The organism is Haladaptatus salinisoli (genome assembly GCF_020614375.1).
In the GTDB taxonomy this organism is placed as follows: domain Archaea; phylum Halobacteriota; class Halobacteria; order Halobacteriales; family Haladaptataceae; genus Haladaptatus; species Haladaptatus salinisoli.
The window spans coordinates 167,607-190,618 of record NZ_CP085327.1 but is presented as its reverse complement, the minus strand read 5'-3'; the positions used below and the strand labels follow the sequence as shown (position 1 = coordinate 190,618).

Sequence of the window (23,012 nt, the reverse complement as noted above, 5' to 3'; positions counted from 1 at the left end):
CGGATGAACTGTACGGCTCAATCGACGAAGGGATCGGACTCGTAATAGGAGCGACGGATTAACTGCCGCGGCTGCTCGGATTTTCGCTTCCTCGTACTTCGATCGCGTAGTACAATCCGCCGACGAGTAGACTCCCTAGGAGGTTCCCGAAGAGGCCGCCGATTATCATGCCCACGGTCCACGCGTAGACGTGATCGCTCCCGCGCTCGCTGGCGTCGCGGTAGACGAGATAGGCCGGCGCGACGGCGATGAAGAGTATCAACAGGATGACTCCCAACTCCATCCCGCCCGGAACCGGCCCGAATAGCGGTACCATGCTTTGATTACCACGGTTTCGGGTTTATTTCTTGTCATCGCGGCTGCTGATCGAAATAGAACTGAAGCGTACGCTCGTCGGTGGACGAGTACGTGCTACGCAGCGCTCACGCCGATTACGGAAAAAGAGTTCGTTAGGTACCCGTGATGGTGCTCTCGATGATGTGTCGTCGCGAAGCAAAACTCGCTCACCGACAATATTTCGTACTGTTTAATGGAGTATTCTAGCAGCCTAGACTCAATATTTATGACACTCAGATTCGGATAATAAGTATGGGAAGAAAGAACCCTCCGCCGAAAACGCAAACCTCCCGCGAACGCGGTCGATGGCATCGGTTGTTCGAAGACTCGACGCGGAAACGACGCGGTCTCGCGGTAATTCTCTCCGCGCTAGTCGTGGCGTCGTTGGTGACGAGTGCCTCGTTGTTCGCCGTTCGACCCGCCAGCGCCCAAACCACCGCCATCAGTTCCTGCACGACGATCGACCGACCCGGCCAGTACGAACTAACGCGGAACATCACCAATTCGACGACGTACGCCTGTATTCGGATCACCGCCAGCGACGTCACGCTCGACGGCAACGGCCACACCATCGACGGTTACCCGCAGCGAAGCGTGGAACAGGGCATCCGCGTGTACTCGTCGGAGCAGCAGTTAACGAACGTTACCGTCGAGAATCTCACCCTCGCTAACTGGCACACCGCGGTGAGCTTCGAACAGACCGCCGACGCGGTTCTTCGTAACAACACCGCGATTTCTATCGGATTCGGGTTCTCCCTCTCCGGTTCCCCGAATTCGACGATCGAGAACAACACCGCCAAGTTCGGTGAAATCAGCTATCACATCGTCGGGTCCGCCGCCGCGACGCTTCGGAATAACACGGCGAACGACACCCGTGACGGCTTCATCATCGAGTCGTCTCGGAACGCGACCCTCCGAAACAACACCGCCCTCAATCAACGCGGTGACGGCTTCATTATCGAGTCGTCTCCCAGCGCGACGTTGTTGAACAACACCGCGAACGAAACCAGATATGGCGGCTACAACCTCGTCGAATCCGTCGCGGCGACGCTTCGGAACAACACCGCCATCAGAACCGGTCAAGGCTTTGACTTCGAAAACTCCTCGGATTCGTTCGTCCGCAATAACACCGCGACCGACAACGACGTCGGCTTCAGTGTTTATGCGTCGAATATAACCCTGTTGAATAACACCGCGAGTAACAACTACGGCCGGGGCTTTTACTTTGCCACCTACACGGATGGAATCGTTCAAAACAACGTTGCGACCGACAACACTCAGGACGGGTTCTCCGTCGTCGACAGCTTACCGAACGCGAAGCTAATCTTCCGAAACAACACTGCGACCCGTAACGGAGAGGGTGGCTTTACGCTCTTCAGATCCTCGGCCGTACACCTTCAGAACAACACCGCGACCAACAACAGCGGTGGCTTCGTGGTTTCTGATTCCTCGAACATACACCTCCGGAACAACACGGCGACCGACAACGATAACGGAGGCGGTGTTACCGTCGCCGACGGAACCGGAATCGAGCTCGTCAGCAACGAGTTCCGTCGGAACGATGACGGCGTCCGTACGCGCAACGTTAGCGATCTTTCCGTTCGTCAGAACGCGATCGTCAACAACAGCCGGCACGGGATCGACCTGACGTCAGCGACGAACGCGACGGTTACGAACAACGCGATCGCCGCGAACGGTGAAGTCGGGCTGCGGCTCGAAAACACCTCGAACGCGACCGTTCGACGGAACGTAATCGCCCGAAGCGGCGCCGCGGGCGTCGCGGTGACCGGGTCGAACTCAACGTCGAATCTCCTCTTCGACAACGCGTTGAACAACAGCCGCAACGTCGAGTTGACCACCGGCGCACCGAACGCGTGGAACGTCTCCGAGCAATCGGGTCCCAACGTCATCGGCGGGCCGTTCCTCGGCGGAAACTACTACGCGACGCCGAACGGAACCGGATTCAGCCAAACGTGCGCCGACGCCAACAACGACGGGTTTTGCGACGAACCGAACGACTTCGGCGTCAACAACACCGACTTCCTTCCGCTGACGCGCCAGCCTAACATCACCGTCTCACCTTCCGCCGTCGACTTCGGCACCGTCCCCACCGGCGATACGGCGACCGCGAACGTCACCGTCACGAACAGCGGTACCGCCCCGCTCGACGTCAGCGCGACCGACATCGTCGGCCGCGATGCGAGTGATTTCGACATCGTAGGCGCTGCCGCACCGTTCAGTCTCGAATCGGGCGAGAGCCGCAACGTGACCATCGAGTTCGCGCCGACCCGCCCGAGCAAGAAGACGGCGACGCTCCGGATAACGAACAACGATACGGACGACCCGACGATTACAGTCGCGCTCTCCGGGAGAGCCGTCAAAGGGGAGAAGACGGTCTTCCCGAACCCGCTAGTCATCGAAAAGCGCGGCGTCGTTCTCTTCAAATTCGATCCGCCACAGGATCTCACCGGCGACGGACTCTACGAAGACGCCAACGGCGACGGTCGATTTACATCCGGGGACGTGGCTGCGTTGGCGATCATCGCGACCTACCAGCGCGATCACCTCGATCTGAACGACGAACAGGTCGCGGCGCTGGATTTCGACCGGGATGGGAAACTGACCCAAGGCGACGTCGGTGCGCTCGCCCGTGACCTCTTCTCCGAAGACCGGCGCGATAAAAACGGGGACGACCGGCCGGAGTAGGTGTGCCAAATCGTACTGGATAGCGGAATTCGCTTCTACGAAGCCGATTTTCAGGACCTGAGAATCGGTACCGGTATTTTTTACCAAAAAGATGTTAGTCACCAATGGACTTCACCCATGAACCACGATCTCGACCGCCGCACGTTCCTCACGGTCACCGGCGCAACGCTCACCGGTGCAACGCTCGCTGGCTGTCTCTCGTCAGCGAATCCCGGTGGGACGAACGCCGAGACGTCGACTACCACCACAACCACCGAACCCGATGCGACCGTTAAGGTCGGCCCGGGAGGGACATATACGTTCGAACCGGCGGAAGTGACGATTCCGCCGGGCGGAACCATCGAGTGGATCTGGGAGTCCGACATCCACAACATCGTCGTTGAAACGCAACCGAAAAACGCCAACTGGACTGGGTCGCCAGGTGATCCGGCGAAAACGTACGACACCGGCTTCAGCTTCACGCACACCTTCGAAACTCAGGGAAGGTACGAGTATTACTGTCAGCCCCACTTAGCTGCGGGAATGACCGGCGAAGTCGAAGTGACCGATTCGCCGACGAAAACCGAAACGCACACCGAATCGGAGGAAGAGGGGGAGCAGACGGCGTCGGAAGAACCCCGCACGGTCACGGATCTGACCGGACGGAGTGAGATCACGGTAGCGGTCGGCCCGAACGGTGATCTGCTATTCGAACCCAAGGCCGCCAAAATCTCCCGCGACACGACCGTCACGTGGAAGTGGGAATCGGACCTCCACAACGTCGTTCCCGAAACCCAACCCCAGGGAGCGAACTGGAAGGGGGCGCCGGGCGGCAAGACCAAGACGTACGATTCCGGCTACACGTACTCGCACACGTTCACCACGCCCGGAACGTACGAGTACTTCTGTCAGCCGCACAAGGCCGCCCGGATGACCGGAACGTTGGTCGTCGAATAATCCGCCGGTCGTTGCTTCCCCCGCTGACGAGAAGCCCTCCGCGGGATGGTCCGGAGGACGGTTCCTCCAGTCTTTTTGCCCCGTTGAAATCATCTTCCATCCCGCGAAGTGGAATTACCGAGTTCGACACCTGCCGAGGTAGTGGAGGTACTGGTCCGCACCCGCAACCTAATCGAACGATCCACTGCAATTCACGGGTGTGAGGAAACCGTAGAGAACGAGCAGCCCAGCAGCAACGAGAACTTCGACGCCACCAAGAACGTACATTCCCTCCAACAGCGAGAATATACCAGCACTCAATATCGATGCAGCCACCGCCAAGGTCGCTGCCTTGTTTCTGTATAGCTGAGTGACGAATCTGAGCAGTAATAGAGGGAGAAGATTTGGGACGTATTTACTCACTTACTGGTCGAGAACGCCGCCATCCCCAAGAGCAGCATTATGAGTGGGGGAAACAACCCTTTTGTAGGATAACATTTATAATTCTACAGAAAATATTTGTATGTAGGTATGGGTTATGGAAAATCAATCGGATGGGGATTAGCGGTGATTGCACTTTTCGTCATGGTCGGGCGCTTCATGCGCTTTACGAGTGGGCAATTGACGCTTGAGCAGTTTCTGACGCCGGGATGGATTAGCTGGGCGGGCGCTCACCCGACGGCGGCTGGTTTCATCTTGGTGTTTGGGACGCTCGTGTTTGGAAAGGGCTTCGTCATATTCATCGAGAATATCTGATCGTCGGTGTGGTTTTGGGGCGTGGCGGCGTTCTCGTCCAGTGGGTGTTTTGCGTACCGGTGTTTCTTTTGGGTAGCGGTTACGCTGATTCTTGGCCGTGTCAACTATCCTGTTCTTATACAAACTATTTTACTTTCAGGGAGTTTCCGTAAAACTAATCACTCGACTGGAAGGCGGCCAACCCCACCTGCGCCGCACAAAGTGACGTAACACCCAACCACGCACACGCGACCGCTTCGGCGCGTCCGTGCGTCGGTAGTTCTATCGTTTCCTTCTCACAGTCGGCCATGCAGAACACCCGCAGAGGTTGTCCGCTAACAACCGTATTATCGAGCATCGTTGCTTAGCACAACATGCTAAGTTACGAGAACGAGTGGTTCCAGATGATGTTTTAAAGACAACACATATTAACAAGTACTATATCAGATAGTGGTGATTTACTATCTAACTATGGAGAGAAGTACTAGTAAAATCCGGATAATCCATGTGTGGAATTACAAAGCAGGTACCACAGGAATTGTAGACGCTCAAAGGAGTAATTTAGACGATGAATAACATAGCAATCGCACACAAAGACTACGACGTTCGGGGCGGCGGTGAAATCCTCGCCGAGGAACTCGCGCGCACCTTCGACTGCCCCCTCTACATCGCTCATGGCGACCCTTCGAACCAACCCGAAGGAAGCGACCTCGACATCCGCATCATCAAACCCAACAGTCGCTACCACGGGCTGATGAATCGAGGAGGGATTATGCGGGCAATCGGCCACTGTTTCCACTGGCGAGACAACGCAGACAGTGAGCTGGCCCAGTACGACACGATCATCACAAGCGGAAATGAACCGCTATGGTGGCAACCCCGGGACCACCAAACGGTAATTGCGTACACACACTCTCCGCCACGCTTCTTCCGGGATCTCTACCATGAAGTAGACGGGTTTATCGGTCGAACGGCCACGCACATCCAACGGGCACTGTACTTCCCGCGGACACAATTTCCAGACTTACATATCGCAAACTCCGACCGCGTTGCGCGTCGGATTGACCAGAACTGGAACATCCCAGACGACCAGCTCCGCATCGTCTATCCACCGATACCCACCCGTGAATACAGTCCCACGGACGCGCCGACACAGGACTACTATGTGACGGTCTCTAGATTGGATGGGCCAAAGCGGATTGAAGAGATCGTCCAGGCGTTCAACCGCTCCGGACACGAACTGCGCATTGCTGGAAAAGGCCCGGAAAAAGACCGGCTCGAACGGATTGCCGAGGAGAATATCCACTTTGAGGGCTTCGTCACGGAGACACGAAAACGAGAGTTGCTCGCCGGCGCGAAAGGGTTCGTCTTCGCCGCACTGAATGAGGACTTTGGCATGAGTCCCATCGAAGCAATGGCCGCCGGAACGCCCGTTCTCGGGGTGAACGAGGGATTCACGAAATACCAAATTCTCGATGGTGAAAACGGATACACATTCGAACGAGGTGTCGGCCACCTTCAGGAGTGTATCGATCACTTCGAAGCGGAGGGTGTCGAGTGGTCTGACACTGAAATTGCTCAGTTCGCAGACGACCGCTTTAGTGTGCATCAATTCCGACGAGGGATGCATGAGGCTGTCAAAGAGGCTCAAGACCGCACAGGAATTGTCCCTCCGTGGATGGATGCAACCGAGGTTGATAGTGCAGCGAGCACAGGACAGCAACAGGTCGTGTCTGATGGTGGGGCTCGATGAGTCAAGCCAAACAACAACCAATCATCGACCTTGGTGCGGGCGAAAAGCCAGATCCCCGGGCAACAGAAACCCACGATATCCGGCCATCCGATGTACACAACCATCAATTCGATTTAGAAGGAGAGTGGCCGCTCGACGAGGCAAGCGTTCGTGGTCTCGTCGTCAACCACTGCTTCGAGCATCTGGAAGACCCAGAGCACTTCTTCACCGAAGCAGGACGAGTTTTGGCTGACGGGGGATGGTTAGAAGTCACCATTCCGCTCGGAGAAAATGCCCGGACAGATCCCGACCACAAGCAATTCTGGACGTACACTACTCCCGAGATTTATTGTCGAAAGAACCGGCGACCGTGGGATCCAGAAACCGATTTCGAACTCGTTAATCGGGATATCGACGTGTGGTTTCTACCCCCACTCCGGCGATTTTCCGGCCTCCTTCAGGTAATCGCAAACGGCTTCCCGAATTTTGCAGTACATCGATGTGGTTCTGGCGAATTGACGGCGCAGTACCGGAGAATCCACCGATGAACCTTCCACAGATAGACCAGTGGGTGAATACTGGCACGCTTCGGTGGATTGGCGGTCTGCGTACCTACGGTCAGCGATTGCAGTTCTACTTGGGAATGATGAACACGACAACGCTCATGCTCGTACTGTACGAGACGAGTCCTGCCATCAGTAGTCGCTTTCCGAGTGTGCTGGCGTGGTTGGGGTTCGTGGCAGTCATCCTCGTCCCCGCGATTATCGCAATCGATTATGTGATCATGCACCCATCTCAGATTACGTACGATCAGCACCAGAACGGCCACGAGAACCGATCCCCCAACTTCCGCGAAACGATGGAAAACCAGCGAAAGCTCACCGAATTACAAGACCAAATCGAAATGCTTCGTGAGGAAGTTAATGACGAATCCATTTGAGAGATAGGTAGGGCGCACTTAACGAGAACAGCCGCCATTTGCTGAAGATGGATCAACAAGAAACGGACTTTCCACGTCTCGCCTCGAATCTGGAACTCAAGTTCGTCGGCATAGCCATCGTACTGGTTGATGAGCAACGAAGAGAGCGCCCAATACGGTGAGGGGCCGTGTTTGACGAAGTTGAGGTTGGCTTTGAACTCGTGGGGAGCGGGCGCGACATGGGTCACGCCGTCTCACCCCCTTCGAAGTCGTCGAGAGTAGCAGGCTAATTCTTAGCGAACTCTTGTTCCGGCAGCTCGTGTAACTCGCTCCAGTGCGTCGGTGAGCTCCCACGCACCCGCGCCGCGAGCAGTCGGCGGTGACAGAACGTGTCGTCTTTTTCGAGACAGACGAGCCAGACATCTTGGCCGTCGTCGAGGCGGTCGCGGATGCCCTTGATACACTGCCGAGGGCCGGGTCTTTCGAGGAACCCGAGGTACCGCTCCCAACAGGATACGGAGGCCCAGGCGGCGCGTGCTGGGTCTGGAATGCCGTCGGACTCGGCGGCTTTCTCGACCTTTTTGAACTGGTTGAGCAGTTTGCGGGGCGGTGCGAGCGCTGGGCAGTTTCTGTCAACGGTGCGCTCGAAGAAGTCGTATTTTGGCGGATAACGCCAAGGACGAGGTCGTCGTCGTGCGGCTCGACGACAGAACCAATTGCGGACACGTAGGTCGTTCGAAGGTCGCCTTCGAACTCGTCGGAACTCACGCCGAGTCACCTCCTCGGCGTTGGGCAATACACCCGTTGCTGTCGGATTTACCTTTGGTAAGTAGCGGCAGAAGTCTCCGCAGTGCTTTTTTACAGTATGGGGTCGGAGGGATTTGAACCCCCGATCGACTGATATCTCCGGTGCGCCTCGGAACTCCAGAGGGTCGTCAACGCGAGCGATGATCAGTCACTCGCTCGGTATATCAGTCTGGAGTTTCGTCCCGGGCGCGTAGCCTCTGGAGTCAGTCGCCATCCCTGGCTTGGCCACGACCCCGCAAACCTTCGTAGGTGGAAACTACCTAAAGGGATTTCGATTTCTACTCCTCGCGTTCCTGCCACTCGCAGTCCTGACACTTGTAGCCGGTGACGTACGCCGTCACGCTCGGCATGTAACCGACCTTCAGCACGTCGCCGCCGCACTCCGGGCACTCCCGCTCCGCGTCCTCGATGCGTTCGGCCTCCATCACCGACTCGCCTTCTATCATCTCGGCTAACCGCTTCGGCGTGACCATTCGTCCCTGAACGACGCGATTCTCGGTCATCACCGAAACACGAACGCGAGAACGGAAAAACGTTGCAGCCGTGACGCCCCGAGCGGCCGAACGGCGTTACAGCCACGGACGGCGCTCGTCGCCGTCCTCCTCGCCGGGGTAACCGTAGGCCGAGTCCGAGTTCTCGCCGCCGTCGGTGACCGCGGCGGCACCCTCCAGCGCTCCGGGGTCGCTCGTCGCGTCCGACGAACTCGACGGTTCCTCGGGCGCGCCCTCATCGGTCGTCGCTCGATCGCCCGGGTCGAGCGCCAGCAGGCTGGTGACCGCGAGCACGAACAGCGGCGCGGTTCCGGGCGCGAAGCCGAGGATGGAAAGCGGCAGGACGCCCAGCGCGACGGCGCTCCCGAACCGGAAGCGGTCGATGTCGACGACTTGGCGGAGCCACGGCCCGAGCAAGGCGACCGCGAGCGCGAACGCGACGCCGCTTCCCGCCGCCGCCGCGGCGTGGAGGATGCGAGTTTCGTCGAGCGTCGTCACCAGTTCGAAGCCCGCGGGCTGGAGGCTGGCGAGCATCCCGAGGCCGATGATGACGCCGGGTCCGGGCAGGAACTCGCCGACGCGCGCGCTCGCCGTCTTGGCGGCGATGGCGGCGATGACCAGCGCGGCGAACCGCTCGAACACGGCCATGTCCAGCGCGCTCGCGATGGTCGGTGCGAACGCGGCTTCGACCGCCGCCAGCGCGATGAGGCCGACGCCGACAGCGAGCACGGTCGTCGCCTGCTCGCGGGGCGTTCCGTCCATCTCCGCGAGGATGACGGCGACGGTCGCGCTCCCGCCGAAGACGAGCAGGCCGACCTGCACGATGCCGACCCACGAGTCGAGCGCCCCCGCGAGAACCATCGCGGGGAAGATTCCGTCGACGAGGGGCAGACCCATGACGGTCGCCAACAGCTTCGTCGTACCGCCCACCTGCCGCTCCAACCGGTAGGCGATCGGGTGTTGAGAGCTACTCATCGACTAGCGACGATACCCCTGACCCGTGGGAGAAGGGCGATGATACCTGCGGTGCGACCGACGCCGCGATACCGGTCGAAGATTTCCCGCGAGGAGTTTCCCTACCAGTGTAAATGTGGCGCGCATTTTCCCAAAAATCGCGGTCGGACTGGAAGAGTCGTCGCTCGTCCGAACAGCAATGCGCTTTGCAATGGGACTGGTAGAGTCCATACACGAGTTTATCCCCGTTTATTGCTTAAGTGTTGCGTGACAGGTGACCCCATGGACCGCAAAATAGCAGCGAAAATCGGCATCAGGGTTGACCATCTTTTACCGGATTCGTCCATTCGCCGGCTGTTTTTCAGTTACCGCCGCGACGATACCGGACGCTCGGCGGCGATGCGCACGACTGTGTACAGAAGACGAGCGTCCTCGTACCAGAGTAGCACAATCTCGCAACGTTTTTCAGGGGCCGCCTCGTTCGCGTTACATGGCGAACGATTCTCAGAACGACGGTCCGTTTTCCGAGAAACTCAACGTACCGGAGGCGCTCACCTTCGACGACGTGCTGTTGCGTCCGAAAGAGAGCCGCGTCGAACCCGACTCGGCCGAGGTTCGGTCGCGCGCCTCGAAGAACGTCGAACTCAACGTTCCCGTGCTCTCGGCGGCGATGGACACGGTCACCGAGAGCGAGATGGCCATCGAGATGGCCCGACAGGGGGGTCTCGGCGTGCTCCACCGCAACATGGACGTCGACCGGATGGTCGCCGAGGTCGAGCAGGTCAAACGCGCCGACGAACTCATCATCCGCGACGTGGTGACCGCGAACCCCGAACAGACCGTCCACGAGGTGGACGCGATGATGGAACGGGAAGGCGTCAGCGGTGCCCCCGTCGTGGACGACGGAGGCGGGGTGCTCGGCATCATCTCCGGCACCGATATCCGACCGTACCTCGAGGTCGGCGAGCGCGACGAGGTTCGGGAGGCGATGACCGACGAGGTCATCACCGCCAGCGAGGACGTGACCGCGCGGGAGGCGCTCGAACTCATGTACGAGCACAAGATAGAGCGCGTCCCCATCGTGGACGACGAGAACCGCCTCACCGGTCTCGTCACGATGCAGGGCGTCCTCCAGCGCCGGGAGTACGGCGAGGCGGTCCGCGACGACGACGACCACCTCCGGGTCGGGGTCGCCGTCGGCCCGTTCGAGACCGACCGCGCGGTCGCGGCCGACGAGGCCGACGCCGACGTGCTGTTCATCGACTGCGCCCACGCGCACAACATGAACGTCATCGACGGCGCGCGGGAGATAAAGGAGTCCGTCGACGCCGACGTGGTCGTCGGGAACATCGGCACGCGCGAGGCGGCGGAGGCCATGGTCGACTTCGCAGACGGTCTCAAGGTCGGAATCGGTCCGGGGAGCATCTGCACCACCCGCGTCGTCAGCGGGTCGGGGATGCCCCAGATAACCGCCATCTCGCAGGTGGCCGACGTGGCGACAGAACACGACGTGCCCGTCATCGCGGACGGCGGGATTCGCTACTCCGGCGACGCCATCAAGGCCATCGCGGCGGGCGCCGACGCCGTCATGCTCGGGTCGTACTTCGCGGGCACCGACGAAGCGCCGGGTCGCGTCATCACCATCGAGGGGAAAAAGTACAAGCAGTACCGCGGCATGGGGAGCGTCGGCGCGATGAAGAGCGGCGACGGCGACCGCTACCTCAAGGACGACCCGGAGGACGACGAGGAGTACGTCCCCGAAGGCGTCGAGGCGGCCAAGCCGTACAAGGGGAGCCTCGAGAGCGAACTCCACCAGCTCGTCGGCGGCATGCAGTCCGGCATGGGCTACGTCGGCGCGGAGACGATTCCGGCGTTCAAGGAGCGAGCCGAGTTCGTCCGCGTCTCCCCGGCCGGCCAGACCGAGAGTCACACCCACGACGTGATGATCACCGACGAAGCGCCGAACTACAGCCCGCACGAGTAGCGCAATCGCCACCGTCGGCGCGAGTGGAACAGCTTTTTCTTTCGTGACAGAAAAGCGACTACCCATGCAGACGTTCCGTCGGTTTCGCTACGAGAAGTCGGACGAACTCCCGTCGAAATTCGGGGACGACGTGCGAACGCCGGAGTCGTTCGTCGCGGAGTTCGTGGAAGAGTTCTCCGAGGAGGGCGACACAGTAATCGACCCGTTCGCCGGATTCGGAACGACCCTGAAAGTTGCGGAGGAGTTTGGACGAATCCCGTACGGAATCGAGTACGAGGCGGAAAGAGTCGCGTACATCGAAGACCGTATCGAGCACGCAGAGAACATCGTCCGCGGGAGCGCGCTCGAACTGGCGTCCTACGACCTGCCGACGTTCGACCTCTGTCTCACCTCGCCGCCGTACATGGCGGAAGAAGATACCCGAAATCCGTTTCGAAACTACGCCGGGAAGAGTCGCTACGACGAGTATCTCGAAAACGTCGGCGACGCGTTCTCCCAGCTCGCGGAGTTCATGGCGACCGATTCGCACGTGCTCGTCGACGTTTCGAACCTGAAGAACGAGGGCAACGTGACGACGCTGGCGTGGGACGCGGTCGACGTTCTCTCGTCCACCTTCCGCTTCGAAGGCGAGGTGGTGGTCGCGTGGGAAGGAGCGGAATCGACGGACGGAACCGGAGCGTACGGGTACGGTTACGACCACAACTACTGTCTGGTCTTTCGGAACGAGAAGTAGTCCGTCGGCCGCGGTCAGACGAGGCGCTCGGGCAGCGCGAGTTTGAGCCCGAGTCCGACAAAGACGCTCCCCGCGAGCCACCGCAACGCCCGGTTCGCGCGGGCGCTCTCGCGGATGAGCGCCCCGACGCGGTGGGCCGCGAGCGCGACCGCGGAGAGGTAGACGAGCGTCAGCGCCGCGTAGGTAAGCCCCAGCGTCGCCATCCGAGCGTCGGCGCTCGAACCGGTTCCGGCGAACTGCGGGAGGAATGCGAGGAAGAACAGCGCGACCTTCGGGTTGAGCACGTTCACGGCCACGCCCTGTCGGAACCCGTCGCCGGAATCGCTCCCCTCGATTTCGAGCGCCGCGTCCTTCCGAACCGTCCGCGCGCCGAGGTAGAGGAGGTACGCGGCGCCGACGTACTTCACGGCGGCGTACGCCGCGGCCGACGTGCGAAGGAGCACGGACAGTCCCAACACCGCGCCCATCGTGTGCACCAGAATCCCTGTGCTGACGCCGGACGCGGCCCGGATTCCCGCCCGACGACCGCGCTCGACGCCCCGGGTGAGCACGTACATCGTGTCGGGGCCGGGAGTCACGATGAGCGCGGCGGAGGCTCCGAGGAAGAGCGAGAGGGCGGCGACGTCCATACGTCCGAAGTACGGACGGAGTCAGTAAGGTTTTCCGACTACTGTGTTCTACGTGATACGTATCCAGATTCGTCTTCCCGAAGGGAGCGCCGGCGGCTGATACCCCGACCGAGAATTAGTGACTGCTCTTCGACTTATAATATATTCGTATGTAAAGCCCAATAGATACCTACCGATGTGGGATATGTCTATCCGAACTCACTTCGGAGAAACTATGACACGAAACAACGACGCGGACTCCGACGGCGGGGGCTCCGTAAACCGACGAGAGTATCTCAAGCTGGGGTTGTCCGCGGCCGCCGCGACGACGGTCGGCGTTTCGGCCTCGGGCCGCGCCGCCGCGACGCCGTCGCGGTCGAGCTACCGCATCAGGGAGGGGACCGACGAAGAGACCACCGTGTACGTCACCGAGGCGGTCGCCGACGGGCCGACGCTGATGGTGACCGGCGGCGTGCACGGCGACGAAAAGAGCGGCTACCTCTCCGCCGGGCTGATAAAAGACTGGGACATCGACGCCGGGAGACTGGTCGTCGTTCCCGAAGCGTGTAAGCCGGCCATCGAGGCCGGAACGCGAGAATTTTCGGACGGCGACCTGAACCGTCACTTTCCCGACGGGGCCGAGGAGGAATCGCGACTCGCCGCCGCCATCTGGGACGTGGTCGTGCGGGAAGACGTCGACTTCCTCTGGGACCTCCACAGTTCCTACGGCATCTACGAGTCGGGCGACGGGGGCGTCGGACAGGCGTTGTTCGCCACGGACGCCGGCGACGCGGGCGTCCACTCCAAGGCAATCCGCGACTACCTGAACGCCGAAGTTCTCGACGACTCGCTGGACGACGTGTACGACTTCCGCGAACACACGCACCACGACGACGGCTCGCGGGACATGCTGAAACACAAGGTCGGCGCGACGCTCGGCACGCCCGCCATCATCTTCGAAGCGACCGAGAAGCTCTCGCTCGACCGCCGGGTAAAACACACCACCGCGGCCGTCGAGCGGTTCATGCACCGGTTCGGTCTCCTCGAAACGCTGAGCGCGACCGAGAGCGCGAACGACCTCAGTTACGACGGCGACGCGGCCGCCGTCGACGCCCCCGTCGACAGCAACGGAGTGCGTTCCGGTCTCACCTTCGGCGTCACGAACGACGCCGGACGCGAGCTAACCGTCACCGACCTCGCCATCGAACCTGCGAACGCGGCCATCGACGGACTGTCGGACCACTCCTACGACGAGGGACGGTGGACGAGCGAACTGTACATCGACGCCGACGTGCAGGCGGGGCTGACCGACGTGAACAACGGCCTCGCCCTGCCGGGAACTATCGACCTCGCCACGGACGGCCACAGCGACGACGCGGACCGCGTCGCGGTGCTCTCGCCCGGTTCGTCCGCGACGGTTTCGCTCTATCAGTTCGAATCCGGCGGAAACCCGGTGGACATGGTCGGCGAACGCGTGGAGGTGACCGTCGGGTACACCCTCGCCGACGGCGAGAGCGGAACGCGGACGCTCGCGCTCTCGCCCTGATATCGGAGCCGTTCCGGTTCCGGCGGCGACCGAATTTCTTTTATCAGCCGTACGCGGAGTTGCGCAGTCCATGCGACGAGATTCCATCAGGCCGAAGGCGTTCTGCGTGGTCGAGCGCGACGGCGAGATTCTGGTACACGCTCACGAGGACCCGAAGACGGGCGAGCGATACTACCGCCCGCTCGGCGGGGGAATCGAGTTCGGCGAGCACAGCAGGGCCGCCGTTGTCCGCGAGTTCCGGGAGGAGGTCGGAGCGGAGCTGGTCGAAGTGGTGCGACTCGGCGTCCTCGAAAACCTGTTCTCCTACGACGGGCGGCTGGGCCACGAGTTAGTGGTGGTCTACGACGGCGCGTTCGCGGACGAATCGCTGTACGAAAAGGACGCGTTGGAGTGCTACGAGGACGCCTTCGACGAGCGATTCGAAGCGTTCTGGAAGCCGATCGACGATTTTCGCGGCGAGACGGGGCCGCTGTACCCCGAGGGACTTCTGGAGTTGCTGGTCGAGAGGGAGTGACTCACGGACCGGCCTCCGCCTCCGACGCCGACGCCCACGCTCGTTTCAGCGCGACGACCGCCGCGCCGAAGATTACGATGGCGTTGACCGGGTGAAGCGCGGCGACCAGCGAACCGAACAGGTGCGCCGTCGCGTACTGAACCATCACGAGCGCGTACAACCCGACCGGGAGCAGCTTCAGGGTTCTCGAAAGTCGCCCGAGGAGGGCGAGACCGAACAGTAAGAACGGGACGAATCCGAAGAGGTGGACGAAGGTCGTGTGAAGTTCCCAATTCGCCGGGTCGACGAAGACCGCCATCCCGGCGATGTACACCTGTACGAGAACGCAGACGGCGAAGACGGCCGCCAGCAGAACGTACCCGTAGCGCGCCCACGAAACCCGTCTCGAAGTCGTCATCCGTCACTCCGAGGTGGTTCCGGCGTTCTCGCCGCCTCCGTCACCTTCGACGACGACGGCACCCTTCATGCCCGCCGATTCGTGCGGTTCGCAGTAGTAGAGCACCGTTCCGGGCGTTTCGAACGTGTGTTCGAAGGTGCCGCCCGTCTTCGCTTGTCCGCTGTCGAACTGGCCGCCCTCGGCGACGACGTTGTGGTGACCGCTCCCGACCCACTTCCACGTGACCGTCGTCCCGGGCCGGACGCGAATCGCCGCCGGTGCGAACACGAGTTCGTTACTCGCGGGACCCACCTCGACGGTGACGGCGTCATCGCCGGTCGCGTCCCGAACCGAGTCGTAGTTGTCGGTGTTCGACAGCCACTCGTCGACGCTGCTCGCGCCGCTTCCGCCGCCACCTCCGTCGCCGTCGTCGGTACAGCCGGCGAGCAGGCCGACGATCGCGAGACCGCCCGCCGCACGGAGGAAGCGTCGTCTCTCGCTTTCCACGCCGCCCGAACCGCGTTTCCGCGCTCCGTCGGTTTTCGGTCGCGGTTCCGATGCGTCGGCCACTCGTCGGGAGTTCGTCCGTTTGGAAGTCATACGTTGGTCTTCTCCATCCGTTTCTGCGAACGGGAGAACGATAAGACGGGAAGCACGGTCGCAGAGGCGGCGTTTCTGCGAAACGCTTATATTCGAGGTCCCTATCGTGTCGGTCGATACGACGAGAGTCGACGAACCGCGCCGATTAAGGATACTCCGGTTCTACGGTGCACACAGACGCGCGTCGAGCGCCGTCCGAGAGCAGAACGATGTCAACTCAGACCTCTTCCCGAACGCGCGATTCCGGCGGACCGCTAAGTCGCGTTCTCCGCGCTCCGGCGCGGGCGCAAACGTATCGCAATCTCCTCTATCTCGCGTCGGCCTTTCCGCGGGGAATCGCCTACTTCGTGCTTTTGATGGTGGGAGTCTCGGCCGGCATCCCCCTCCTGTTCGTCGGTATCGGCGTCCCGATTCTCCTCCTTCTCCTCGCGGCGGTCGTCGGACTGGCGACGTTCGAACGAACCCTCGTCGGCGCACTGCTGGGAGTCGACGTTCCCCCCGCCGCCGAGACCGAAGGCGGTCTCCTAACTCGAGCGAAGCGGCTCGTAACCGAGGCTCTGACGTGGAAGGCGGTCGCGTACCTGCTGAGCGTGTTCGTCCTCGGAAACCTCTCGATCACGTTACTAGCGTCGGTGCTGGCGACGTCGGTCAGTTTCGTGTCGGCCCCGCTGTACTATCGGGACGCTCCCGTCACCGCGCACGCTTTCGGGCCGATTCCGTCCGGTGACGTGACGCTCGACCTCGCGTTCGGTTGGGACAACCTCTTGGTCGGTCTCACGACGACGGTTCAGGTCGGGTCGTGGCAGGTGGAGACGCTGCCGGGGGCCCTGTTAGTCGCCGGTCTCGGCTGCGTGCTCCTGTTGTGTTCGCTCCAGTTGTTCAACGTCCTCGCGCAACTGTGGGGTCGGTACGCGCGGGTCATGCTCGCGCCGCGACGTTACTGAAACGCCCCCGACCGGTCGCTCCTTTCGCTCTGCGCCGGTTCGATCTACGCTCTGGTGAGCGCGTACAGGATCGCGGCCACGCCCGCGAGGTGCGCGACCGTGACCGGTAGCAAAATCTCCGCGTCGGTCGCGCCCGTCAGCGCCACGAGCGCGTAGTCCACGCCGACGGGCACGACGGTCAGGAGTGCGATTCCGACCGCGAGATACAGCATCGGCCGGCTCTCGTTGCGTCGATAGCCGCGATAGGCTTGGTACGCGACGAACGCTCCCGCGATCGCGGTAACCGCCGCGAACGCGAAGATGAGTCCGTCGGCGTTCCCCAGCGCGTCCGGAAGCCGAAGCGGTGCTATCATCTTCTCACCCGGTTCGATTCGTCGGCGTCGTTCGTCGGGGTCGCTTCGCGCGGGCGCTCGGCCCCGTAGATCGCGTAGAGCACGGCACCGAGGCCGAGTAGCTTGCTCGCGTTCGCGGCCGCGGCGCGGACGACCGACGAAACGTCCGTGAAGGTCGCCAGAACGAACTGGAGCAGTATCGGTCCGGTCGTGAGCAGCACGAGTCCCGCGGCCAGATACAACCGTCCGCGGTTCCGATTCCGCCGGTAGCCGCGAACCACGACGTAGGCGACCGCGAGCGACAGACAGGCGGTGAGGAGCAGTCCGAGCAGCGCCAGGACGACGAGGAGCGGCGACCCGCCCGTCGCGTCCGTCGTGGTTTGGAAGAGCGACCGCATGCTACCGCAACCCCTCGAATAGGTCGGTGAATCGGTCGGCGGCGTCCTCGGGTCGGTACGTAACTTCCATCTCGAACGCGCCGTCCGTCAGTTCGATCTCGATTCGCTGGAGCCGCGCCGTGTACGTTCTGTAGTGGTGCCCGTCCCGGTCGAGTTGTAGCTGTTCGGAGAGCAGGTCGTGCTCTCGAAGCCGCTCGATGCGTCGATAGACGGTCGAGACGGACGCGTCGCACGCGTCGCTCAGTTCGTCCGCGGACATAGCTCGGTCGCTCGTCTGGATGAGGATGGCATGGGCGTACTCGTCTTCGAGGAGCGCAGCGATCTCCCGTACGTCGCTGTCCTCGGTCATTCCACTCGGCGGTGACGAGCGCGCACGAGGGGATAACCGCGTTCGTTCGCGGCGGTCGGAACGGGCATGGGGTTCGGTGAGTGTCGGCGGGCGACCGACTTAAAACCACAGTCACGATCGCAGAACCGGCGACCGCTGGAAGAGGAGAACGCCGCAATGGTACGTCGTCGTTTCTCGGGAGCGGGCCGACGGTCTCGCCGATTAGCTATCGATTCCGTCGCCTCACGAACAGGAATGCAGCCACGTACGACGCCGCGGCCAGCACGGCTTGCGGCACCGGGTTCGCGCCGGCGAACTGCAGATCGAGCGCCGCGATACCGACCGCGAGGAGAAGCCCGACGAGCAGCCTCACCGTCGCGTCCGCCAACGGGGATCCGAGGAGCGCGTTACCGATTCCAATCGCGGGAAAGAGAACCATCGATACGCCGACGAACGAAGGAAGGAAACCGACCGTCGCCCCGAAAAACGAATCGTCGAACCGTACTTCGGCCATCCCGTTACCGTGCGTCGACGCGACAAATCGATCTTCCTACGGCTGTCGTCCGAGAACCAAAATCGGCACCGCCGGCGATTCAGTCCCCCGAACGCACTCGGCGGGGACGGTCGATGGAAATTCTGAACCTCTCTCGAACTCACGGTTCCAACGCGTCCGCGATTCGTTCCAACGCCCGAACGAACCGCCAACCGAGATGGAATATCGCCAACAGGATTACGACGCCGAGCCAACCGAGCGGCCTGCCGGCGATGAGAACGCTGTAGAGGAAAGAGACCAACAGGGCGATCACGATTCCGGCGACGACGTACCGATTTACGGTATCGTTGGAGGGCATGCTCGTCCCCACCATCCGCGCGAGCTGTTATAAAATTGCACACCATTCGCCGGGGTCCAGAAGCTCCCGAGGATCGCCTTCCGTTTCCGGCACGATCATCGCCGATACGGGACGCTTCGCCACGCAGGCTAGTCGACGGGAGCGCGATCGATCCCGTCGTAGAGATCGTGTATCGACACGCGCCCGGTTCCCAGCATCGACGCCTTTTCCCTCATCTCTCGGACGATGTTCTCGTCCGGTCGACCGTACACGTCGATGGTTTCGAGTTCGATGAACTCCCCGATCGGGGGGAACTCAGGCCCGGCGACCTCCAAGTGATACGCCAACGACGCCGAATCGGCGTGCGCGTGCATTACGGTCATCCGCGTACCGTCATCGGTGAAGTAGACGTCGTACGACAGTATGTCGGGTTCGTTCGCTTCGACGAAATCCACCAGTTCAGTCATCGCTGCCTTGAGTTCGCCCAGTTTCCCCTCGCGCACCGTCGATCGGTCAACGTATACGATCATCCCGGATACCTCGCTCCTCGAGCATGGCTATCTCCCTTTTCTCGGCTCTACCTACGTCGGCTGTCTATGTGAGTATTTCGCGCACGACGTCCGTTTCTGGAGAGATGCAACTCACGCGCCCTCTATCACCTTGGAACATGCCCTCACGGCAGAGAAACAGAACCCTGTGAGGCGATGCAAAGAAACACGATGCAAGCAAATATCCATCGGACGTGAGTCCACACGCTGTGCGCAAGGGTGCGATAACGCGGGCACGATTGAACGATGTTCCCGCTAATGCGGTAAGCGAAAGAATAGACGTGAGTCAAGAGGTACTGAAAAAGCACTACGTCCAACGAACCAAACATGAAGAAATGAACTCACGAGGTGACTACTTTCACGAATTAGACTAAAATGTGACGAGAATGACGTACTGAATACAGAGCGAGGATCTATCGGTCGAAACCTATTGACACTTTATTTTCTTCGTGACTACCTTTTCACCTTCTGTGGACGTTATATCTGCTGTTCTATCAAAATGAACATTTCCACGCTTATTTTTATGAATAATATTGACCTTTTGTAGCGAATCTGGTTTCAGAACTATAGATACTCGATATGGAACAATCCCCTCTTCTAAGGTACAACTGTTACCACCTGTGGATTCATCTGCCACGATTATTTTCAACACACAAGTATTCTCCAAAAACGTTGCGCTATCCAGAATAGTTCGTGTACAAGATCTTCCGCCACTTTCTAGTTGCCCGTTAACAACTATTTTGTTTTCCTTCCTATAGAACTTTATAATCGCTGAATTTTCAAAGCAGTCAAAAACAGGAGTTTGTGTTATATTGAAGTCTTTTGATGACACATCCTCGTCGTTTTCTTTCCCTTTTAAACAACCACCTAGCGTACTGCTTCCTAAAATAGTGATCTGGAGGAATTTCCGGCGGTTCATAGCGACAAGCAGTCTCTTCTCCGGTAAATATCTTCTATAGACTCAACCTCCTCTTGTAGTGTCGAGAACCCAAATCAATGCAATGGCGATGCTCATTGAAGACCTATACCGAACCGTACAGAAAGAGACCCGCCCCGATACGCTTTATCTCAGAGAAGCACCTGCTTTAAACTCAAGTGGTAAAAAATTGCGTGCACGCCCGGCGAACCGTCACTTCGCGTGATGAATTCTCCTCTGCGAAAACAGCTATTTCACTCAGGAATAATGGAAATATACGACCAGAGGTTGTGAAACCTCTATTTGCGATCAATGAGTTTCGACAGAAGTGGTGACGGGCCGGGCGCGATTTGAACACGCGACCGTCTGATTAAGAGTCAGACGCTCTGCCTAACTGAGCTACCGGCCCAACGCACTCGGACAAAGTGGGGAATCACGTAAATACGTTTCCTTTCGGATTGCGGTACCGCGGTTTGGGCGCGGGAGGATGCCGTTTTCGACCGGGCGAATTCACCGCCAGCGGGCTCCGGAGACTCACCGTTTTGCGCCGGCGGTAGCGGAGAACGGAGCCGCGGATTCAAGGTGCGCTTTCCGGCGTTCGGTTCGACAGTTTCGGCGGCGAACCCGAATCGCTCGCATCGCGAGTAAAAGGGCCGACGGCTGGTTTCGTGGTTGCTTCGGGAGGATTAAGTACCGACCCGAGCAACCAACCAGTAGTAATGAGCGCCGGGATTACTATCTCCTCGATGTCTACGTACGCCATTCTCGGCTGTGGGAGCGTGGGGTACGCAGTGGCAGAGGAGCTCATCGAACAGGGCAAAGAAGTGCTCATCGTCGACCGAGACAGCGACCGCGTCGAGGCGCTCCGCGACCAAGACCTGAACGCGCAGGCGGGGGATATCCGCGACGAATCGGTGGTGGAGACCGTCGGCGACCGCGACGTGGTGCTCATCCTCTCGTCCGACGTCACCGCGAACAAGGAAGCCGTCTCGAACCTCCGGACGCACGGCGGCGAGCGGTTCATCGTCGTTCGCGCGAGCGACCCGGTCTCCGCCGACGAACTCACCGAGATGGGCGCGGACGTGGTCATCAACCCGTCGACCGTCATCGCCAACTCCGCGCTCCGGTCGCTGGAAGCGGGCGAGTTGGAGTACAAAGCCCGCCAGTTGCAGGCGGTCGTCGAGGGCGTTTCGACGAAGCTCGCCATCCTCACCCACGACAACCCCGACCCGGACTCCATCGCCAGCGCCGCCGCGTTGCAGGTCATCGCCGAGAGCCTCGGCATCGAAGCGGACATCCTCTATCTCGGCGAAATCGGCCACCAGGAGAACCGGGCGTTCGTCAATCTCCTCGGTATCGAACTGCTCCAGCGCGACGAGGTGGACATCACCGAGTACGACACGTTCGCGCTCGTCGACCACATGCGAGCGACCGAACCGGAACTCGACCACCCGGTCGACATCCTCATCGACCACTACGAACCCGAGACGGAGTACGAGGCGGAGTTCTCCGACGTTCGACCGAACGTCAGCTCCACCTCGACCATCATGACGAAGTACGTCCAGGAGTTCGACATCAGCCTCAGCGAAGAGGTTGCGACGGCGCTCCTGTACGGTATCCGGGCCGAAACCCTCGATTTCAAACGGGACACGACGCCGGCGGACCTCACCGCGGCGGCCTACCTCTACCCCTTCGCCAACCACGACACGCTCGAGCAGGTCGAGTCGCCGTCGATGTCCCCCGAAACGCTCGACGTGCTCGCGGAGGCCATCACCAGCCGCGACGTGCAGGGGAGCCACCTCGTCACCAACGCGGGCTTCATCCGCGACCGGGATGCGTTGACGCAGGCCGCACAACACCTGCTGAATCTGGAGGGTATCACGACGACCGCCGTCTTCGGCATCGCGGACGACACCATCTTCCTCGCCGCGCGCTCGAAGGACATTCGAATGAACATCGGCAACGTCCTGCAGGACGCCTTCGACGACATCGGCGAGGCGGCGGGCCACTCCACGCAGGCGAGCGCCGAGATTCCGCTCGGCATCTTCACCGGTATCGAGGCGAACGAGGACAACCGCGACACCCTGCTCTCGCTCACCGAGGAAGCCGTCAAGAAGAAACTGTTCGACGCGATGGGCGTCGACGGCGAGACGAACGGAAGTTAGACGGCCGCTTCCTCTTCTCCCTCCGGTTCTTTCAGGCGCTCGACGACGTCGTTGATGAGGATGACATCGCCGACCGCGCGCACCCACCGGTAGGGGATGATTGCACCGCGTCCCGGTTCGATTCGGCTGCTGAACAGTTCGTCGTTGAGCCCCCCGAGCGCGAGCCCGGTCACGGCGGTCGCGTCTAAATCGAGACGAACGTCGTCCACCTCGCCGACGAACACACCGTTGTTGGAGTACACCTCCCGACCGACAAGCGTCGTAATTTCCTCTGGCGTATCGTCCATATGAACGAGTGATTGTTTGGGCGGGTCTTAACTCTTGGTAGATGTTTCACGACCTGTCGAGCAGGGTACCGAAGATCGCGAGACTCTCCCCGACGACGTCGGTCTCGTGCCCGCGATTCGGTCGGAAGCGGTCGCGATCGTCGAAAGAGCGCCTCGGGACGACCGGCGCGACGTGCTCCCGCGCGGCTTCCGACACCTCGTCGCCGTCCGCCGAATCGCGGACGATGGAACCGTACCGCCGGGGGAGACCGAGTCCTCGGACCCGTCGACGCACCGGGGACGGCGGCGTCCGTTCGAGACGTGCACCT

At 60.7% G+C, this 23,012-nt stretch carries 30 protein-coding genes, 2 tRNA genes and 1 pseudogene; 12 read left to right on the top strand and 21 right to left on the bottom strand.

All coding sequences use genetic code 11. The features are described from left to right. Positions 1-58: 58 nt before the first annotated feature. The gene (locus tag LIX00_RS01075) at positions 59-316 is read right to left on the bottom strand and encodes a hypothetical protein (protein ID WP_227354341.1); all 258 of its coding nucleotides are present in this window, start codon (positions 314-316) and stop codon (positions 59-61) included. A 272-nt stretch (positions 317-588) separates the two neighbouring features. Here LIX00_RS01075 and LIX00_RS01070 point away from each other — a divergent pair, with 272 nt between their 5' ends. Both LIX00_RS01070 and LIX00_RS01065 read left to right on the top strand, forming a co-directional pair. Then, the gene (locus LIX00_RS01070; RefSeq protein WP_227354340.1) at positions 589-3,042 is read left to right on the top strand and encodes a NosD domain-containing protein; all 2,454 of its coding nucleotides are present in this window, start codon (positions 589-591) and stop codon (positions 3,040-3,042) included. Positions 3,043-3,159: 117 nt separating this feature from the next. Further along, the gene (locus LIX00_RS01065) at positions 3,160-3,978 is read left to right on the top strand and encodes a plastocyanin/azurin family copper-binding protein (protein ID WP_227354339.1); all 819 of its coding nucleotides are present in this window, start codon (positions 3,160-3,162) and stop codon (positions 3,976-3,978) included. Positions 3,979-4,146: 168 nt separating this feature from the next. Here LIX00_RS01065 and LIX00_RS01060 read toward each other — a convergent pair whose 3' ends face one another. Continuing rightward, the gene (locus LIX00_RS01060; RefSeq protein ID WP_227354338.1) at positions 4,147-4,380 is read right to left on the bottom strand and encodes a hypothetical protein; all 234 of its coding nucleotides are present in this window, start codon (positions 4,378-4,380) and stop codon (positions 4,147-4,149) included. Between the two features lie 108 nt (positions 4,381-4,488). On the opposite strand from LIX00_RS01060, the gene LIX00_RS01055 reads away from it, so the two are divergent. The 4 genes from LIX00_RS01055 to LIX00_RS01040 all read left to right on the top strand — a co-directional run bounded on the left by LIX00_RS01055 (position 4,489) and on the right by LIX00_RS01040 (position 7,364). Beyond that, the gene (locus LIX00_RS01055) at positions 4,489-4,713 is read left to right on the top strand and encodes a hypothetical protein (RefSeq protein ID WP_227354337.1); all 225 of its coding nucleotides are present in this window, start codon (positions 4,489-4,491) and stop codon (positions 4,711-4,713) included. Positions 4,714-5,260: 547 nt separating this feature from the next. Further along, positions 5,261-6,445 carry a glycosyltransferase gene (locus LIX00_RS01050; protein ID WP_227354336.1) on the top strand — a complete coding sequence of 395 codons (1,185 nt, stop codon included), beginning with the start codon at positions 5,261-5,263 and terminating at the stop codon, positions 6,443-6,445. Beyond that, complete coding sequence (locus LIX00_RS01045) at positions 6,442-6,972, top strand: methyltransferase domain-containing protein (RefSeq protein ID WP_227354335.1); 531 nt, start codon at positions 6,442-6,444, stop codon at positions 6,970-6,972. The genes LIX00_RS01050 and LIX00_RS01045 overlap by 4 nt, the downstream gene beginning before the upstream one ends. Continuing rightward, the gene (locus tag LIX00_RS01040; RefSeq protein WP_227354334.1) at positions 6,969-7,364 is read left to right on the top strand and encodes a hypothetical protein; all 396 of its coding nucleotides are present in this window, start codon (positions 6,969-6,971) and stop codon (positions 7,362-7,364) included. Before LIX00_RS01045 ends, LIX00_RS01040 begins: the two co-directional genes overlap by 4 nt. A 71-nt stretch (positions 7,365-7,435) precedes the next feature. Here LIX00_RS01040 and LIX00_RS26240 read toward each other — a convergent pair. The 6 genes and pseudogenes from LIX00_RS26240 to LIX00_RS26465 all read right to left on the bottom strand — a co-directional run. Next, a pseudogene (locus LIX00_RS26240) lies at positions 7,436-7,591 on the bottom strand (DUF7845 domain-containing protein); the annotation flags it as partial. Between the two features lie 38 nt (positions 7,592-7,629). Continuing rightward, complete coding sequence (locus LIX00_RS26080; RefSeq protein ID WP_227355716.1) at positions 7,630-8,121, bottom strand: DUF488 family protein, N3 subclade; 492 nt, start codon at positions 8,119-8,121, stop codon at positions 7,630-7,632. An 88-nt stretch (positions 8,122-8,209) separates the two neighbouring features. Then, positions 8,210-8,385: transfer RNA gene (locus LIX00_RS01030), tRNA-Trp, on the bottom strand. A gap of 43 nt (positions 8,386-8,428) precedes the next feature. Then, entirely contained in the window at positions 8,429-8,653 is a 225-nt protein-coding gene (locus tag LIX00_RS01025; RefSeq protein ID WP_227354333.1) for a DUF5795 family protein, read from the bottom strand. 66 nt (positions 8,654-8,719) lie between these two features. Then, a complete protein-coding gene (locus LIX00_RS01020) occupies positions 8,720-9,616 on the bottom strand; it encodes a DUF5794 domain-containing protein (RefSeq protein ID WP_227354332.1) in 897 nt (298 codons plus the stop codon). Positions 9,617-9,619: 3 nt separating this feature from the next. Beyond that, the gene (locus LIX00_RS26465) at positions 9,620-9,826 is read right to left on the bottom strand and encodes a DUF8099 family protein (protein WP_497007340.1); all 207 of its coding nucleotides are present in this window, start codon (positions 9,824-9,826) and stop codon (positions 9,620-9,622) included. 259 nt (positions 9,827-10,085) lie between these two features. Between LIX00_RS26465 and guaB the strand changes: the two genes are divergently transcribed. Further along, positions 10,086-11,579, top strand: a complete 1,494-nt coding sequence (gene guaB / locus LIX00_RS01015) for an IMP dehydrogenase (RefSeq protein ID WP_227354331.1) — start codon at positions 10,086-10,088, stop codon at positions 11,577-11,579. 64 nt (positions 11,580-11,643) lie between these two features. After that, complete coding sequence (locus LIX00_RS01010; RefSeq protein WP_227354330.1) at positions 11,644-12,312, top strand: DNA methyltransferase; 669 nt, start codon at positions 11,644-11,646, stop codon at positions 12,310-12,312. 14 nt (positions 12,313-12,326) lie between these two features. Here the strand turns inward: LIX00_RS01010 and LIX00_RS01005 are convergent, their stop codons facing one another. Beyond that, entirely contained in the window at positions 12,327-12,941 is a 615-nt protein-coding gene (locus tag LIX00_RS01005) for a LysE family translocator (protein WP_227354329.1), read from the bottom strand. Positions 12,942-13,155: 214 nt separating this feature from the next. Between LIX00_RS01005 and LIX00_RS01000 the strand changes: the two genes are divergently transcribed. Together LIX00_RS01000 and LIX00_RS00995 are read left to right on the top strand one after the other, a co-directional pair. Further along, positions 13,156-14,466 carry a succinylglutamate desuccinylase/aspartoacylase family protein gene (locus LIX00_RS01000; protein ID WP_227354328.1) on the top strand — a complete coding sequence of 437 codons (1,311 nt, stop codon included), beginning with the start codon at positions 13,156-13,158 and terminating at the stop codon, positions 14,464-14,466. A 70-nt stretch (positions 14,467-14,536) separates the two neighbouring features. Beyond that, on the top strand, positions 14,537-14,980 hold the full coding sequence (locus LIX00_RS00995) for an NUDIX hydrolase (protein ID WP_227354327.1): 444 nt from the start codon (positions 14,537-14,539) through the stop codon (positions 14,978-14,980). A gap of 1 nt (position 14,981) precedes the next feature. Here the strand turns inward: LIX00_RS00995 and LIX00_RS00990 are convergent, their stop codons facing one another. Both LIX00_RS00990 and LIX00_RS00985 read right to left on the bottom strand, forming a co-directional pair. After that, the gene (locus tag LIX00_RS00990; RefSeq protein ID WP_227354326.1) at positions 14,982-15,377 is read right to left on the bottom strand and encodes a DUF6220 domain-containing protein; all 396 of its coding nucleotides are present in this window, start codon (positions 15,375-15,377) and stop codon (positions 14,982-14,984) included. A 3-nt stretch (positions 15,378-15,380) separates the two neighbouring features. After that, positions 15,381-15,956 carry a halocyanin domain-containing protein gene (locus LIX00_RS00985; protein ID WP_227354325.1) on the bottom strand — a complete coding sequence of 192 codons (576 nt, stop codon included), beginning with the start codon at positions 15,954-15,956 and terminating at the stop codon, positions 15,381-15,383. A gap of 209 nt (positions 15,957-16,165) precedes the next feature. Between LIX00_RS00985 and LIX00_RS00980 the strand changes: the two genes are divergently transcribed. Next, complete coding sequence (locus LIX00_RS00980; RefSeq protein WP_227354324.1) at positions 16,166-16,900, top strand: sensor domain-containing protein; 735 nt, start codon at positions 16,166-16,168, stop codon at positions 16,898-16,900. Between the two features lie 44 nt (positions 16,901-16,944). On the opposite strand, the gene LIX00_RS00975 is transcribed toward LIX00_RS00980, so the two are convergent. From LIX00_RS00975 to LIX00_RS00940, 8 genes are all read right to left on the bottom strand, one after another. Then, positions 16,945-17,253 carry a DUF7521 family protein gene (locus LIX00_RS00975; RefSeq protein ID WP_227354323.1) on the bottom strand — a complete coding sequence of 103 codons (309 nt, stop codon included), beginning with the start codon at positions 17,251-17,253 and terminating at the stop codon, positions 16,945-16,947. Then, positions 17,250-17,630 carry a DUF7521 family protein gene (locus tag LIX00_RS00970; RefSeq protein ID WP_227354322.1) on the bottom strand — a complete coding sequence of 127 codons (381 nt, stop codon included), beginning with the start codon at positions 17,628-17,630 and terminating at the stop codon, positions 17,250-17,252. Before LIX00_RS00970 ends, LIX00_RS00975 begins: the two co-directional genes overlap by 4 nt. A 1-nt stretch (position 17,631) precedes the next feature. Beyond that, on the bottom strand, positions 17,632-17,979 hold the full coding sequence (locus LIX00_RS00965) for a helix-turn-helix domain-containing protein (RefSeq protein WP_227354321.1): 348 nt from the start codon (positions 17,977-17,979) through the stop codon (positions 17,632-17,634). A gap of 205 nt (positions 17,980-18,184) precedes the next feature. Beyond that, positions 18,185-18,472 carry a hypothetical protein gene (locus LIX00_RS00960; RefSeq protein WP_227354320.1) on the bottom strand — a complete coding sequence of 96 codons (288 nt, stop codon included), beginning with the start codon at positions 18,470-18,472 and terminating at the stop codon, positions 18,185-18,187. A gap of 139 nt (positions 18,473-18,611) precedes the next feature. Beyond that, complete coding sequence (locus LIX00_RS00955; RefSeq protein ID WP_227354319.1) at positions 18,612-18,809, bottom strand: DUF8066 domain-containing protein; 198 nt, start codon at positions 18,807-18,809, stop codon at positions 18,612-18,614. Between the two features lie 128 nt (positions 18,810-18,937). Further along, entirely contained in the window at positions 18,938-19,318 is a 381-nt protein-coding gene (locus LIX00_RS00950) for a hypothetical protein (protein WP_227354318.1), read from the bottom strand. Between the two features lie 445 nt (positions 19,319-19,763). Further along, complete coding sequence (locus LIX00_RS00945; RefSeq protein ID WP_227354317.1) at positions 19,764-20,255, bottom strand: hypothetical protein; 492 nt, start codon at positions 20,253-20,255, stop codon at positions 19,764-19,766. Between the two features lie 332 nt (positions 20,256-20,587). Continuing rightward, positions 20,588-20,661 (bottom strand) — tRNA-Lys (locus LIX00_RS00940). 310 nt (positions 20,662-20,971) lie between these two features. Here LIX00_RS00940 and LIX00_RS00935 point away from each other — a divergent pair. Next, positions 20,972-22,417, top strand: a complete 1,446-nt coding sequence (locus LIX00_RS00935) for a DHH family phosphoesterase (RefSeq protein ID WP_227354316.1) — start codon at positions 20,972-20,974, stop codon at positions 22,415-22,417. On the opposite strand, the gene LIX00_RS00930 is transcribed toward LIX00_RS00935, so the two are convergent. Both LIX00_RS00930 and LIX00_RS00925 read right to left on the bottom strand, forming a co-directional pair. Further along, positions 22,414-22,704, bottom strand: a complete 291-nt coding sequence (locus LIX00_RS00930) for a PRC-barrel domain-containing protein (protein WP_227354315.1) — start codon at positions 22,702-22,704, stop codon at positions 22,414-22,416. The genes LIX00_RS00935 and LIX00_RS00930 overlap by 4 nt on opposite strands. Positions 22,705-22,750: 46 nt before the next feature. Beyond that, positions 22,751-22,978: a hypothetical protein gene (locus LIX00_RS00925; protein WP_227354314.1), complete on the bottom strand. Its 228-nt coding sequence runs from the start codon at positions 22,976-22,978 to the stop codon at positions 22,751-22,753. Between the last annotated feature and the right edge of the window lie 34 nt (positions 22,979-23,012).